Origin of the sequence: Vibrio sp. R-1, assembly GCF_035615595.1 — a bacterium.
Classification (GTDB): Bacteria; Pseudomonadota; Gammaproteobacteria; order Enterobacterales; family Vibrionaceae; genus Vibrio; species Vibrio cholerae.
The window spans coordinates 30,339-44,196 of record NZ_WPDC01000027.1; the positions used below are offsets into that span (position 1 = coordinate 30,339).

Sequence of the window (13,858 nt, forward strand, 5' to 3'; positions counted from 1 at the left end):
TATCTGGTTATAATCGCCGCCTTATTCATCTACGGAACTCGCTTGTGCATCCGAACATTTCCCTTCCCGAACCATTCATCGCATCGATGGCGAAAATACTGCCAGATCCCACTCAGCTTGCTGATTTTATTGCAGCTTGCCAAAGGCCTCTGCGCAAAAGTATTCGCGTTAATACACTCAAAATTTCTGTCGCAGAGTTTTGTCAGCGCGCCGCTGAGAAAGAGTGGCAACTGACGCCAGTACCTTGGTGTGAGAATGGGTTTTGGATTGATGCCGATGAAAGCTTAGTCCCGCTAGGTAATACCGCTGAGCATATGGCTGGGCTGTTTTATATCCAAGAAGCCAGTTCGATGATGCCCGTTTCAGCCCTGTTTATGGGGAATGCGCACTATGACTCTGTGTTGGATATGGCGGCGGCTCCGGGCTCGAAAACCACGCAAATGGCAGCCTTGATGGACAACCAAGGCGTGTTGGTTGCCAATGAATTTTCCGCAAGCCGAGTGAAAGTGCTGCACGCCAACATTGAGCGCTGTGGGATTCGTAATACCGCACTGAGTAATTTTGATGGTTGTGTGTTTGGAGGCTGGTTGCCTGAGCGTTTTGATGCGGTGTTGATTGACGCGCCCTGCTCTGGTGAAGGTACGATTCGCAAAGATCCTGATGCGATGAAAAACTGGAGCCTTGAGTCGATTCAAAGTATTGCCAACACTCAAAAAGCCTTAATTGAAAGCGCATTTCAGGCGCTCAAAGTGGGCGGCACGCTGGTGTATTCAACCTGTACCTTGAGCCGTGAAGAAAATCAGCAAGTGTGCTGGCACTTAAAGCAGACATATGGTGATGCGGTTAGCTTTGAATCACTGGGTAATTTGTTTGAGCACGCATCGCGCGCCCTTACCGAAGAAGGCTTCCTGCACATTTTTCCGCAAATGTACGATTGTGAAGGCTTTTTTGTAGCGAAAATTCGTAAACTAGCCTCCGTGCCAACGCCAGAGGTCAACAAGCGATTAGGCAAGTTTCCGTTTAACAAAGCGAGCCATAAGCAGCAAGCTGAGATTGCTCAGCAACTTCAAAAGTCTCTTGGAATCGAGCTGCCCTCGGATTCACAGGTCTGGCTGCGCGATAATGATGTGTGGCTATTCCCCGAAGCTTTAGAGCCCTTATTGGGTGAGCTGCGCTTTTCTCGCATGGGAATCAAAATTGCTGAAGCACATAAATCGGGTTATCGATGGCAGCATCAAGTGGCGACTTGTCTTGCATCCTCAAGTGCGAGTCACAGTGTCGAGCTGGATACCACGCAAGCACGAGAATGGTTTATGGGTAGAGATGTCAGACCAGAAGGACAAAGTGGTCAAGGTGAAGTGATTGTCCGTTATGCTAACGATGTGATTGGGTTAGGAAAATGGGTAGGCAATCGCGTGAAGAATGGACTGCCAAGAGAGCTAGTTAGAGACAAAAATCTATTTTGATTGGCTGAACTATAGTATGAAATTCTAAAAACCTGTCGCTAATTTCAGTATCTGTACTAGGCTTAGAACTAAGCAACTGACTAGATTTTCCATTAGCGCAGGCTCTTTGGAGCCATTCCCCTAGGCCCTAAAACCTTACGTTTTGGGCCTTTTTTTCGGGTTCTTTTTATGAAAGAGAGGGTTAGGCTAAACGAATTCCATCATTTTCAATGACGATTTTGCCTTGCTTATACAAACCGCCGATGGTCTTTTTGAACGTGCCTTTACTGGTGCGAAAAGTGGCAAAAATGGCTTCAGGTGTCGATTTATCGCTCAGCGGTAAGAAACCTCCTTTCTTCTCTAAGGTTTCTAAGATCTTAGTACTGAGCTCATCCATTTTTTCTACCCCTACTTTTTGCAGGGACAGGTCTATTTTGCCATCTTCGCGTACACTCTTGATGTAGCCCTTGAGCTTCTTACCGATGAACAGCTTGCCAAAGACATCTGAGGAGAAAATCATGCCCCAGTGTGTGCCATTCACAATCGCTTTGAAGCCAAGTTCAGAACGTTCCGCAATCAGTAAATCAACCTGTTGGTTTGGCGTGTATTTCGCTGGTGTTTTATCAAGCCACTTGTTGAACTTGGTTGTGCCGACAATACGCCCCGATGCTTTATCGGTGTAGACGTACACTAAGACGGTTTGGCCAGCGGTAAAACGGGCACGCTGCTCACTGTATGGAATAAGCAGATCTTTGTTTTTGATGCCCCAGTTGGCAAACGCCCCAGTGCTATTTACGCCCTCGATCTTCATTAAGCCCCACTCGCCGACTTGCGCGATTGGCGTTTCAGTTGTGGCAGCGAGTTGGTTTTCAGAGTCAAAATACAAGAAAACGTCAATAAACTGCCCAATTTCAATACCTTCTGGCACGAAACGCTTAGGCAGCAAGGTAGTGCCGTATTCTCCTGCATCCAAAAAAACACCAAATTCGGCGAATTTCACCACTTCTAAACTATTAATTTGACCAATGTTAATCATATAAAACTGTCTCACAGCAAATTTGCAGAGATTATACGTTATCTCTGTTATGCTTTCTCGCATTCGAGCAATAAATCGGGCAATTTTTACAGGAGTTTTCGTTGATTACCGTACAGCAGCAAGATGCGGCAACCTTGACGATTGTCAGCCAGATGACGGGCAGTAAAGAGCTCGATCTTCATTTTTATCTCTTTATTCCTGGTGAGTTGGATATTTCACCCGAAGTGATTTCGGAGTCGGAGTTTTTCTACAGTTCAATCCACCAGCAACGTGCCTATTACAGCGACCAGATCCTTTTACCTCTGGTTCACAGCCGCCTTGCTCAACGTGGGCATCTCTCCACGACCCAATATCGGGTGAGCTTGAGCTTGTTTGCTTATCAGTATGTGATTGCGTTGGATAAAGCGGTTTCTCAGCTCAACAACACCAGCGATACGGTGACAGCAGAAGAAGTCGATAGCGTGATTGAGCTGTCGCTGGATATTTTGCGTCGCCTGCGCCGCAGTATTCCTTACGAAGAGCAACTCAAGCGTTACTACGCCAACATTGATAACTACCTCTCTTGGTACACTGAGCAGAGCTTCTTATCCATGATTGCGCACATGACCCGTGATAATGAATACAAAACCATTAAAGACCGATTGATCACGCTGGTTGAGAAAGAGCAAGCACATCGCACCCTTAATCAGTACAACTCAGATAAGGCCAACCAAGATATTACTCGTCTCAGTAATAAAATGCGTTTACTGCGCCGCCTGATTGAGCACCCGGTCATCCTCAATGAAAAAGTGTCATCGCTGGGGAATAACACCAAACGTGCGGTGAAAGGTTTAGCCACAGGTTTAGTGATGGTGGCAGTGACCATTACCGCTATTTCCGCGCGTGATTACTGGGGAGAAATTACCGCCTCATTCATCATTGCTATGTCCTTTATCTATGCTCTTCGGGAAATCTTTAAAGACGACCTGCGCGATATGCTGTGGCGCTGGATAAGCAAAGGCAAAGCAAAATGGCGACGTCACTACTTCGACCCGACGACCGGTAAGCAAGTGGGCGACAAAGAAGAGTGGCTGGATTACAAAAAACTAAGTGAGCTGCCGGATCGCATTCAAGCGATTCGGAAAAAACGCATTGTGCAGCGTGAAGAGCAGATCCTGCATTATCGTTCTCATACGGAAATGTCGACATCCCGTTTCATGAGTGGCTATGAAGAGACACGAGAAACCATGATGATTGATTTGCGCGCCATCATGCGCCAGATGGATAAAGGCTCAAATCATATTTATCAGCTCAACAACGGACAAGTGAGCCGCGAATCGGTGGAAAAACGCCATCTGTTAAATCTGATCGTGAAAGAAAAACACCATAAAGGTGAGCCGACTTATTACCGCTGGAAAATCGTGTTGAACCGTAGTCGAATTGTGGACATCGAATCCATCCCACTTACTTAGCGATTTTCAGTGAAAGGGTTAACCAAAACTCCGCCATTGGCTCATCACCATGCAGCGTAGGACAGGTCGCAATAATGTGTACTTCTTGGTTAACCCGCTCTCCGGTACGCGCGGTTTCGTCTAGCATGCGATCAATCTTCTCACCTTCTACACAATGAAAATGCACCGCCGCTTCTGGGCGTTTGTGAAATTCGCCTCTCACCGATTTGAACGCCAAGGAAACCGATTTACCGCGTTGATTGGCTTTGTGCATCGCCATGTAACCGCCCGCGACATCGGCGCCCACCGCAAGTACACCGAAATACATACTATTGAGGTGATTTTTATTACGTCTTTTCAGAGGGATACGCACCTCAACCGCTTGATCGTTTAGCGAAAGAATTTTCGGACGACACGCCCAGATCAAAGGGACTTTGAAAAAGCCGAACAGATTAAGATAGAGGTTGGCTTTTGCTAAGGGTGACAGCATAAAAACTCCGCAATAGTAAGTTGTCCGACCACTTCAATCGATCGCAGAATAAATGTCAAATAAATGTTAACAAAATGCAGAACCACGACGCTTTCTGAGCAAAGTGAATAGATAAGTCTGCTTGGTTGTGATGGGGTTACGCAGGCGGTTTGGTCAAATGCTCGGTTTTTACTCCAATTTACACCCCTTTCCTCAGCTGTTTTCGGCGTAATGGTTTATTCTCGTTGACAAATTCGTTATCTTTAGCGCTTCGCAATAAAAGGACAGGCGCTCCTATGCCACTGAAAACCGATGAATTAAGAACCCAAGCATTGGGACCTATGCCTACTCCGGCAGAATTAAGTCACGCACATCCTATCACTGATGAAGTTGCGCTACGGATCGCGCAGTCTCGTCGCCAAATTGAAAGCATTCTTACCGGTGAAGATGATCGCCTATTAGTGATAGTGGGGCCTTGTTCGGTGCATGATACCGATGCTGCAATCGACTACGCTCGCCGCCTTGCTGCGCTACAAGAAAACTATACTGATGAGCTTTTTGTGGTGATGCGGACCTATTTCGAAAAACCACGCACTGTGGTGGGTTGGAAAGGACTGATCACCGATCCAAACTTAGATGGCTCTTACGCTTTAGAAACCGGTCTCAATAAAGCACGAAAATTGCTGCTTGATGTAAATAAGCTCGGATTGGCTACCGCGACCGAGTTTCTCGATATGATCACAGGCCAATACATCGCTGACCTTATCACGTGGGGCGCAATTGGTGCGCGTACTACTGAGTCGCAAATTCACCGTGAGATGGCCTCTGCGCTCTCCTGCCCTGTGGGTTTTAAAAATGGCACTAACGGTAATGTGAAAATCGCGATTGATGCGATCCGCGCGGCCAAAGCGTCACATTACTTCTATTCGCCAGATAAGAATGGTCGTATGACGGTTTACCGTACCAGTGGTAACCCATTTGGTCATATTATTCTGCGTGGTGGTGATAGCGGACCGAACTTTGATGCGGCTTCGATTAATGAAGCTTGCCAGCAGTTGGCGCAATTCAACTTACCAGAGCGTTTAGTGGTGGATTTCAGCCACGCGAACTGTCAAAAACAACACCGTAAACAAGTGGATGTCGCGCGCGATATTTGCCAGCAAATTGAAGCTGGCAGCCACAAAATTGCGGGCATCATGGCGGAAAGCTTCCTTGTGGAAGGCAATCAGCCAATGCACGATCTCAATAATCTGACTTATGGTCTGTCGATCACCGATCCTTGTTTAGGATGGGAAGATACCGCCACCATGCTTGATATGCTGGCTCAATCGATCAAAGTCCGTCGTTCTCGTCACTAAGGAAATACCTCATGCCTTCTTTTGATATTGTTTCAGAAATTGATGCGGTTGAGCTGCGTAACGCAGTCGAAAACTCAACGCGTGAACTCGCTAGCCGATTTGATTTTCGTAACGTAGATGCGAGCTTTGAGCTGAAAGAAGAGACCGTAAAACTGGCCGCCGAAGATGATTTCCAACTCGGTCAGATGATGGATATTTTGCGTGGTAATCTCGCCAAACGTGGTGTGGATGCTCGTGCGATGAAAGCCAAGGATTCTGTGCATATCGGTAAAAACTGGTACAAAGAAGCAGAATTCAAGCAAGGTTTGGAAGCGCTACTGGCGAAGAAAATCGTCAAACTGATCAAAGATGCCAAAATCAAAGTGCAAGCTTCGATCCAAGGCGACAAAGTACGCGTCACGGGCAAAAAGCGCGATGATTTGCAAGAAGTGATGGCGATGCTGCGCGAGGCCAACCTTGAGCAACCGCTGCAATACAATAACTTCCGCGAATAGTTTGAGATAAAGCACGTGTATTAAAGTGCACGGTTCCGCTTTAAACAAACGCCCCAAAAACGGGGCGTTTGTCGTGGCTGCGAACTAAATGTAGGTATTCTTGCTCAAGTCATCACATAAATAACCAACAGCACTTAAGCTGCACTCTCTTTCGCTCGCGCCTGAGCGGCTAAGATTTCTTCCACTAACCTTGGCACTTCAATACTGGCTTTACCATAGCGCTTCTCAGCAAACTCGCTTTCCACTGCACTTGGCTCCAAATTGATCTCTATGGTGTGCGCGCCATGCATACGTGCGTCATGCACAAACCCCGCCGCAGGATAAACCACCCCTGAGGTGCCAATAGACACAAACAGATCTGCTTGTTCAAGCGCGGCGTAAATATCGCCCATGCGTAGCGGCATTTCACCAAACCAGACAATGTGTGGGCGCATCTGTGCTGGCATTTGGCAGCAGTGGCACAGATCGCCATGATGGATATCCTCTTTTTGCTCGACCGTTTGATTGGACTCAGGACAGCGCGCTTTCAGCAGCTCTCCATGCATGTGGATGATATTCTGACTGCCGCCACGTTCGTGCAAATTATCAATGTTCTGAGTGATCACAGTGACACTGCCCTGCAACTCTTTTTCCAGTTTGCCAAGGGCAAGATGTGCAGGATTGGGCTGAATTGTATCTGAGAGTAGCTTACGGCGGCGCTGGTTATAAAACTCCAACACCATATCGGGATCACGCTGAAACCCTTCGGGTGTCGCCACATCTTCGATTCGATGGTTTTCCCACAGCCCATCCTGAGCACGGAAAGTTTGAATACCAGACTCCGCAGAGATGCCTGCTCCAGTCAGTATCACAACATGTCGATACGGTAAGCTCATAACCCATTCCTTTTCTCGGCTTTTGTTTAAGCTTAACACCGAAGCGTTATCAACCCTAGAATACGGGGATTAGACCATAGTAGTAACAAGGATAAAAACACCCAGCGAGTGCTGGGTGTTGAACGGTAGACATGTATTACAAATTCGGCCCTTTGGAGGGAGAATGCGGTAAGTTATTTTGATACTGCTGCATGCCTTGGATCATACGCCAGATCCAAATAGAGATGGCTCCGACGGCAATGAGTGCGCCCACATAAGGAATGCCATGCCCAAGTTTGGCAAGCCAATGCTCCGGCATCCAGTAGCGATTCACGCCCATGATGATGCCGTTCGTGGTCGCTACCGTCACAATCAATACCACAAAGAATGTGAGATAGAGGAAGAAACTGCGAATGAGCCCATAGTAGTGAGAATTCGCTATCTCACCATCTTGGTTCTTATCCAGTCGATAACCGGCATAGATGATACCAATGACGCCAGAGAGCAAGCAGGTAAATGGCGTCAGCAAGCTTGCAATGTAGACAAACCACACGGACTTGTGCGCGCTATCTTGATTCATGGCTCACCTCTCCTTTCACCTGATTTAATGCAGTCGTTTCAGATTCAGCACTGGCTTCTTCAATTTCACCGCGGTGTTTTACTTCTTCATACCAAATGTCATGATGCTCTTTCGCCCACGTTTCATCCACTTTGCCGGTCACCATGCCTTCTAATGCGCCCTCCATACCAAACAAGCCAATGTAGATATGGAAGATAAAGCCACAGATTAAGATCAAGGCTGAGAACATATGAATGAGGTTCGACAGCTCCATATCACGACGTGTTTGACCAAAGATCGGGAAGTCGAGCACCAAACCACTAATGGCCGCAAAGGTTCCAAACACAATCAGTAACCAGTAAATGGCTTTTTCCCCAGCATTGGAAAAGCCTGCTGAAGGATGTGTGCCTTTGTATTTTCCAACCATGCCACCGAGTTTCATAAACCACTGCACATCCACTTTATTGAAGATGGATTTGCGCCACCACTTGAGCAGTACAAACATCAGCAAAATGAAAAACAGTGGCCCCATGTAGTTGTGATACTGCTTCGCGGCATAGATGATCCAGCCCCACAGCTCACTCGGGATATACGGTTTTAAGAAGTGCTTACCGTACACCAGCATCAAGCCACTGAACGCTAAGGTCAGGAAGGTAAACGCCATGCTCCAGTGCAGCGCCCTATCTGAGCGTGACCAACGATTGAGCTTACGTCCGGTGCGCGGCTTACTCAGCATCAGCGGCCCGACTGCGATATACGCTAGCACGACCATTGCTATGCTGCCGAAAATCGCCACCGCACCAGCCGGAGACATCCATTTCTCTTTGAGGATAAACCAAGTTTCACCCGGTTTACTGATCAACACGCCATGTTCAGGAGACTGAGACGTGGTGTACCCCGCTTCGCCTTGTCGTACCTGACGCCAAAAGTCTGCGCCGGCCAGTTGGGTCATCTCTTTTTGCACCACATCCGGTTTTGCGTTCTCTTCTGCCATCACGGGTTGAGCCAACCAGCACAGCAGTGCTGCCAATAAAGGCAGCACAAAACGAGTGGCGCGAGAAAGTTGTTGTCTCATAGCCACTTAACTCCGAGTTGCGTCATAGGCGAGATCTTCACCGTTCGTCCAACCGGCACCTTTCGCACCACGTTCAACCACGCGTTGACGGAAAATATCGGAGATTTTCTCCGCATCCCCCGCTAGCAGAGCTTTGGTAGAACAGAGAGAAGCGCACATGGGCAGTTTACCTTCCGCAATACGGTTGGCTCCGTATTTACGACGTTCCTCTTCTGAACCCGGCTCTGTTTCAGGGCCGCCAGCACAGAAGGTGCATTTGTCCATCTTACCGCGTTCACCAAATGCCGCCTGTTTCGGAAACTGCGGCGCACCAAACGGACAAGCAAACAAGCAGTAACCACAACCGATACAAAGATCTTTGTTGTGCAGTACGATGCCATCTTCGGTATGCACAAAGCAGTCTGCAGGACACACCGCCATACAAGGTGCATCGGTACAATGCATACACGCCACGGAAATCGAGTTTTCACCCGGTTCACCATCGTTGAGCGTAACTACGCGGCGACGCTGGATGCCCCATTCCAGCGCATCATCGTTTTCATTTTTACAGGCTGTGACACAGCCGTTACATTCGATACAGCGTTTGGTGTCACACAGGAATTTCATTCTTGCCATGGGTAAGCTCCTTACGCTTTACGAATGTTACAGAGGGTGACTTTGGTTTCCTGCATCAAAGTAACAGGATCGTAACCATAGGTAGTGGCGGTGTTTGCCGCTTCCCCAACCACATAAGGCTGTGTACCTTCTGGATATTTCGGACGCAGATCTTCACCTTGGAACTTGCCACCAAAATGGAATGGCAAGAAAGCCATGCCCGGTTTCACGCGACGTGTCACCATCGCTTTCACTTTGATGCGGCCTTTCTCTGCGCCTTCAACCCAAACCATATCGCCATCAATAAAGCCTAAATCGTTGGCATCTTTCGGGTTCACTTCAACAAACATCTCTTGTTGCAGTTCTGCTAGCCAAGGGTTAGAACGGGTTTCTTCACCACCACCTTCGTACTCCACTAAGCGACCAGAGGTTAGGATGATCGGATATTCCACGGATTTATCCTGCGCTTGAATCGACTTATACAGCGTGGGAACACGGAAGATGAACGCTTGATCGTCCCACGTGGGGTAATCGGCCAGCAGATCACGACGCGGTGTATACAGCGGTTCACGGTGCAGCGGCACGCGGTCTGGGAATGTCCACACAATCGCACGCGCTTTCGCGTTACCAAACGGAATACAGCCGTGTTTGATCGCGACACGCTGAATGCCGCCAGAAAGGTCAGTTTTCCAGTTTTTACCTTCTGCAGCCGCTTTCTCTTCCGCGGTTAAATCATCCCACCATCCGAGTTGTTTCAGTAGCTTATCGCTAAATTCTGGATAGCCGTCTTGCAGCTCACATCCTTTCGAGTAGCTGTCTTCAGCCAGCAAGCTCTTACCTTCAAACTCCACACCAAAACGGGTACGGAAGTTACCGCCACCTTCAGCGACCGTCTTCGAGGTATCGTAAAGAATGTGTGTGCCGGGGTGTTTCATCTCTGGCGTTCCCCAACATGGCCAAGGCATACCGTAAGTGTCCCCATTCGCTGGGCCACCTTCGGCCGCCAACGTGGTTTTGTGGAAGGTGTGCCAGTTCTGTTGGTGCGTTTTCAAACGCTCTGGGCTTTGTCCGGTGTAACCAATCGTCCACATACCACGGTTAAATTCACGGGTGATGTCTTCAATCAGTGGCTGATTGTTCTCAACACGAATGTTTTTACACAGTTGATCGACGATCCCCAGTTTTTGGCTGAGCAGATACATGATTTCGTGGTCAGGTTTGGATTCAAACAGCGGCTCAATCACCTGATCACGCCACTGAATAGAACGGTTAGACGCCGTCACACTGCCGTAGGTTTCAAACTGAGTGGTCGCTGGAAGCAGATACACTCCATCCGTGCGATCGTTCATTACCGCCGCAACCGTTGGATATGGGTCAACAATCACCATCATATCCAGCTTTTGCATCGCTTTTTTCATTTCCACGCCGCGGGTTTGCGAGTTCACCGCATGACCCCAATAGAACATGGCGCGAATGTTTTCACGTTGCTGCAGGTTGTCTTTGTTTTCAAGTACACCATCGATCCAACGAGAGACAGGGATCCCCGGAGTTTCCATTGGCAATGCGCCGTTATAAGTGCCTTGGTCAAAGCGGTTTTTGATCCACTCGAAATCCACGCCCCATACGCTTGCCCAGTGTTTCCATGAACCTTCGGTCAAACCGTAGTAACCCGGCAATGTATCGGAAAGCACACCTAAGTCGGTTGCGCCTTGCACGTTATCGTGACCACGGAAAATGTTGGCACCGCCGCCTGATTTACCGATGTTGCCCAGCGCCAACTCAAGGATGCAGTACGCACGAGTATTGTTGTTACCTGTGGTGTGTTGCGTACCGCCCATACACCAAATCACACAACCCGGACGGTTTTCCGCTAGGATTTTCGCTGTGGTGTAAACGTCTTCTTCGCTTACGCCAGTGACACGCTCAACTTCGGCTGGTGTCCATTTGGCCACTTCCGCGCGGATTTCATCCATACCGAAGACACGTTGACGGATGTACTCTTTGTCTTCCCAGTTATTTTTGAACACGTGCCACAGCAAGCCCCAAATAAAGGCTACGTCACTACCCGGACGCAGGGAAACAAAGTAATCCGCTTTTGCTGCAGTACGGGTACGACGAGGATCGGCAACCACGATTTTGCAGCTGTTTTTCTCTTTTGCGATCAAAATGTGCTGCATCGCGACTGGGTGAGCTTCTGCGGGGTTAGATCCAATGAACAGCATCGACTTACAGTTGTGCATGTCATTGAATGAGTTGGTCATTGCACCATAACCCCAAGTGTTTGCTACACCCGCAACCGTGGTGGAGTGGCAAATACGCGCTTGGTGGTCAACGTTGTTGGTGCCCCACAGGGACGCCATTTTGCGGAACAGATAAGCTTGCTCGTTACTGTGCTTAGCACTGCCGAGAAAATAAACCGAATCTGGGCCTGACTCTTCACGGATCTTCAGCGCTTTGTCACCAATTTCATTGATGGCTTGTTCCCAAGAGATCTTCTTCCATTTGCCGCCTTCGAGTTTCATTGGGTATTTCAGGCGACGTTCACCGTGGCCGTGTTCACGTAACGCTGCGCCTTTCGCACAGTGACCGCCCGCGTTGAATGGGTGATCAAAAGCCGGCTCTTGGCCAGTCCAAACACCGTTTTGTACTTCAGCGTAGATACCGCAACCGACGGAACAGTGTGAACAGATGGTACGCTTCACTTTCGTTTTTGCGCTGCGATCCACGTCGCTGGCCTGAGCTTTACGGATCATGCCTGGTGTAAACAAAGAGGCACCTACCGCCGCTCCGCCCGCTGCCAGTGACGTGTTTTTCATAAAGGCACGACGACTAATACCGAGCTGATTTTGCTCTTTGGTCACGCTGTCTGAACGTTTGATGAGTCTCATCGGGTTGGCTCCTATAGCGTGTTGTAGTAATCACGAATGTGTTGAGTTTCGTGATAGCCTTTTTTCAGCGGCTCTTTGCTCTCGGTGCTTGCTTCACTGGCGACCGTTTGAGTACTGACCCCCGCGACGACAGCGCCAGCGACAGCCGCTGTGCCTAACCCTTTAAGCAGATCGCGTCTGCTTTGGTTTACTTGGTTCTCTTTTTTCATCGATTGCTTCCTTATTGCTTAAGTTTTAGCAACTTAGCTGTGCGTCTTAAGACGTCTGTTTTCTAATTCCGGTTTGTTCACTGCTCGGCTTTATCGGTCAAGTTTTTCACCTCGATCCGATAACGATTCTTGCGACTGCTTGGTGCTTGTGTCATCGCCACTTGTTCTAAACTCAAAAAAGCGTCCAGAAGCTGCGCGACGGCTAAATAAAATTGCGCATGAGGAGCCTGACGAATTTGGCCAACCAGCTTGCCAAACCACGATGCGATATGACGGTTGAAGAAGGCTTGTTGTGTCTGCTCATCCGCGTTTTCGTCACCACTTTGCTCACATAAATAAGCCATGGTTTCGCACAGCGCCGAAATATGATCTTCTGGCTCGCGCACTTGTTCATCACGCTCTAGCCCTAAGCGGCTCAAATCATCACGAATCTCAGCCAGCGGCTTTTCCATCAATGAACCAGTTAAATGCCATGAGGCAAAAGGCACGACTTCACCACGACCGATACCAATAAACAGCTCTTGATACTCGTCAGCCAAAGAGTCAGCTTGAGCGTTGTGTGCGGCGGCGGATATCGCCTGCCACGCTTTCGCCATTTCAGTGCCATTGGCCTCAAAGTCCAATTCGGCTAGAAAGGTGCACAGCTCTGCTGAGGGCACATCACGCAGCAGTGTGGCGAGCAGCAAGTAAATGTCTGAACGCATTGACTGTGAATGTGTTGACTGTGAACGCATAGATTGCTCTTGCATGGCTTTCTCCTTAATACTTGAGCTGCTGCTCAGGGTCATGTGCCATGGCTTCAAACATGTCGACTACCCGACAGTCTTCGCACATCGCAATCCGATTGAGCGCTTCCGGCGTGGCGAAATGTGAGTGACCGCGTAACTTGGTTTGCAACATGGTAATCATGGATTGTGGCGCGAAAGGCTTATGGCAGCGCAGGCACTTAGCAGGTTCTTCTTGATGCAAGGTCACCACACCTTGGCGTGCCGCTTTGTTCCAGTTGAGTTGTGGCGTCGCGCTAAGCACTTGTTCAGGGCAAGCTTTGACACACAAGCCGCACTGCACACAGTCTTGTTCAATAAAGCGTAGTGCTGGGCTATCTCCCGCCGGATGCAGTGCACGCGTTGGGCAAACCGCAACACAGCTCATGCATAAAGTACAATCGCTTGCTTGGCATTCAATGGTGCCGTAAGGCGCGCTAATACTGAGTGGTTGAACGCTCGGTTGTGCATTGAGTGTTTCTGCTAACGCATCCAGCGCGGTAAACAGGCGTTCGCGCTTATTACCGATTAAGTCACCCAACTTAAGCCCAAGCGGCTGTTCACACAGTATCGGCATCCCCTCGCGCAGCGATTCGAGATAAAGAATATCAATCGTCTCTTTGGGCAAACCCAAGTGAGTCAGCAAGCTCTGCGCCATGCTCACTTCTTGGTTGAGAATACGC

Annotated in this window: 14 protein-coding genes; 4 read left to right on the top strand and 10 right to left on the bottom strand. The window is 48.8% G+C overall.

The features are described from left to right. Nucleotides 1-44 precede the first annotated feature (44 nt). A complete protein-coding gene (gene rsmF, locus GOU96_RS08165; protein WP_267781136.1) occupies nucleotides 45-1,466 on the top strand; it encodes a 16S rRNA (cytosine(1407)-C(5))-methyltransferase RsmF in 1,422 nt (473 codons plus the stop codon). Between the two features lie 181 nt (nucleotides 1,467-1,647). Here the strand turns inward: rsmF and GOU96_RS08170 are convergent, their stop codons facing one another. Beyond that, entirely contained in the window at nucleotides 1,648-2,481 is an 834-nt protein-coding gene (locus GOU96_RS08170; protein ID WP_000608142.1) for a CvfB family protein, read from the bottom strand. A gap of 101 nt (nucleotides 2,482-2,582) precedes the next feature. Here GOU96_RS08170 and GOU96_RS08175 point away from each other — a divergent pair, with 101 nt between their 5' ends. Continuing rightward, the gene (locus tag GOU96_RS08175; RefSeq protein ID WP_000633837.1) at nucleotides 2,583-3,932 is read left to right on the top strand and encodes a hypothetical protein; all 1,350 of its coding nucleotides are present in this window, start codon (nucleotides 2,583-2,585) and stop codon (nucleotides 3,930-3,932) included. Here GOU96_RS08175 and GOU96_RS08180 read toward each other — a convergent pair. Next, nucleotides 3,925-4,401, bottom strand: a complete 477-nt coding sequence (locus tag GOU96_RS08180; protein WP_000950847.1) for a PaaI family thioesterase — start codon at nucleotides 4,399-4,401, stop codon at nucleotides 3,925-3,927. The two genes, GOU96_RS08175 and GOU96_RS08180, sit on opposite strands and share 8 nt — an antisense overlap. Before the next feature lie 275 nt (nucleotides 4,402-4,676). On the opposite strand from GOU96_RS08180, the gene GOU96_RS08185 reads away from it, so the two are divergent. Further along, nucleotides 4,677-5,738 (top strand): 3-deoxy-7-phosphoheptulonate synthase, encoded by a 1,062-nt coding sequence (locus tag GOU96_RS08185; protein WP_001128802.1) that lies wholly within the window; start codon nucleotides 4,677-4,679, stop codon nucleotides 5,736-5,738. Between the two features lie 11 nt (nucleotides 5,739-5,749). Then, on the top strand, nucleotides 5,750-6,232 hold the full coding sequence (locus GOU96_RS08190; protein WP_001138886.1) for a YajQ family cyclic di-GMP-binding protein: 483 nt from the start codon (nucleotides 5,750-5,752) through the stop codon (nucleotides 6,230-6,232). Nucleotides 6,233-6,366: 134 nt separating this feature from the next. Here GOU96_RS08190 and cobB read toward each other — a convergent pair whose 3' ends face one another. The 8 genes from cobB to GOU96_RS08230 all read right to left on the bottom strand — a co-directional run. After that, nucleotides 6,367-7,107 (bottom strand): Sir2 family NAD+-dependent deacetylase, encoded by a 741-nt coding sequence (gene cobB, locus GOU96_RS08195; protein ID WP_042988019.1) that lies wholly within the window; start codon nucleotides 7,105-7,107, stop codon nucleotides 6,367-6,369. Between the two features lie 136 nt (nucleotides 7,108-7,243). Continuing rightward, nucleotides 7,244-7,666 (bottom strand): hypothetical protein, encoded by a 423-nt coding sequence (locus GOU96_RS08200; protein WP_001070862.1) that lies wholly within the window; start codon nucleotides 7,664-7,666, stop codon nucleotides 7,244-7,246. Beyond that, the gene (locus tag GOU96_RS08205) at nucleotides 7,653-8,720 is read right to left on the bottom strand and encodes a formate dehydrogenase subunit gamma (RefSeq protein ID WP_267781138.1); all 1,068 of its coding nucleotides are present in this window, start codon (nucleotides 8,718-8,720) and stop codon (nucleotides 7,653-7,655) included. The genes GOU96_RS08200 and GOU96_RS08205 overlap by 14 nt, the downstream gene beginning before the upstream one ends. Before the next feature lie 6 nt (nucleotides 8,721-8,726). Then, nucleotides 8,727-9,335: a formate dehydrogenase FDH3 subunit beta gene (gene fdh3B / locus GOU96_RS08210; RefSeq protein ID WP_000113430.1), complete on the bottom strand. Its 609-nt coding sequence runs from the start codon at nucleotides 9,333-9,335 to the stop codon at nucleotides 8,727-8,729. A gap of 11 nt (nucleotides 9,336-9,346) precedes the next feature. Continuing rightward, nucleotides 9,347-12,202 (bottom strand): formate dehydrogenase subunit alpha, encoded by a 2,856-nt coding sequence (locus tag GOU96_RS08215; RefSeq protein ID WP_174500351.1) that lies wholly within the window; start codon nucleotides 12,200-12,202, stop codon nucleotides 9,347-9,349. Nucleotides 12,203-12,213: 11 nt separating this feature from the next. Then, on the bottom strand, nucleotides 12,214-12,411 hold the full coding sequence (locus tag GOU96_RS08220) for a twin-arginine translocation signal domain-containing protein (protein WP_000711977.1): 198 nt from the start codon (nucleotides 12,409-12,411) through the stop codon (nucleotides 12,214-12,216). A gap of 77 nt (nucleotides 12,412-12,488) precedes the next feature. After that, on the bottom strand, nucleotides 12,489-13,145 hold the full coding sequence (locus GOU96_RS08225) for a TorD/DmsD family molecular chaperone (protein ID WP_042988049.1): 657 nt from the start codon (nucleotides 13,143-13,145) through the stop codon (nucleotides 12,489-12,491). Between the two features lie 25 nt (nucleotides 13,146-13,170). Continuing rightward, nucleotides 13,171-13,858, bottom strand: a 688-nt coding sequence (locus GOU96_RS08230) for a 4Fe-4S binding protein (RefSeq protein ID WP_324701952.1), incomplete at its 5' end; no start/stop codon positions are given.

Bases quoted from the DNA above. Each gene is read 5' to 3' on its own strand.
- GOU96_RS08225 (WP_042988049.1), bottom strand. From the start codon at position 13,145: ATGCGTTCACAGTCAACACATTCACAGTCAATGCGTTCAGACATTTAC.
- fdh3B (WP_000113430.1), bottom strand. From the start codon at position 9,335: ATGGCAAGAATGAAATTCCTGTGTGACACCAAACGCTGTATCGAATGT.
- cobB (WP_042988019.1), bottom strand. From the start codon at position 7,107: ATGAGCTTACCGTATCGACATGTTGTGATACTGACTGGAGCAGGCATC.
- GOU96_RS08170 (WP_000608142.1), bottom strand. From the start codon at position 2,481: ATGATTAACATTGGTCAAATTAATAGTTTAGAAGTGGTGAAATTCGCC.
- GOU96_RS08185 (WP_001128802.1), top strand. From the start codon at position 4,677: ATGCCACTGAAAACCGATGAATTAAGAACCCAAGCATTGGGACCTATG.
- GOU96_RS08200 (WP_001070862.1), bottom strand. From the start codon at position 7,666: ATGAATCAAGATAGCGCGCACAAGTCCGTGTGGTTTGTCTACATTGCA.
- GOU96_RS08215 (WP_174500351.1), bottom strand. From the start codon at position 12,202: ATGAGACTCATCAAACGTTCAGACAGCGTGACCAAAGAGCAAAATCAG.
- GOU96_RS08220 (WP_000711977.1), bottom strand. From the start codon at position 12,411: ATGAAAAAAGAGAACCAAGTAAACCAAAGCAGACGCGATCTGCTTAAA.
- GOU96_RS08205 (WP_267781138.1), bottom strand. From the start codon at position 8,720: ATGAGACAACAACTTTCTCGCGCCACTCGTTTTGTGCTGCCTTTATTG.
- GOU96_RS08180 (WP_000950847.1), bottom strand. From the start codon at position 4,401: ATGCTGTCACCCTTAGCAAAAGCCAACCTCTATCTTAATCTGTTCGGC.
- GOU96_RS08190 (WP_001138886.1), top strand. From the start codon at position 5,750: ATGCCTTCTTTTGATATTGTTTCAGAAATTGATGCGGTTGAGCTGCGT.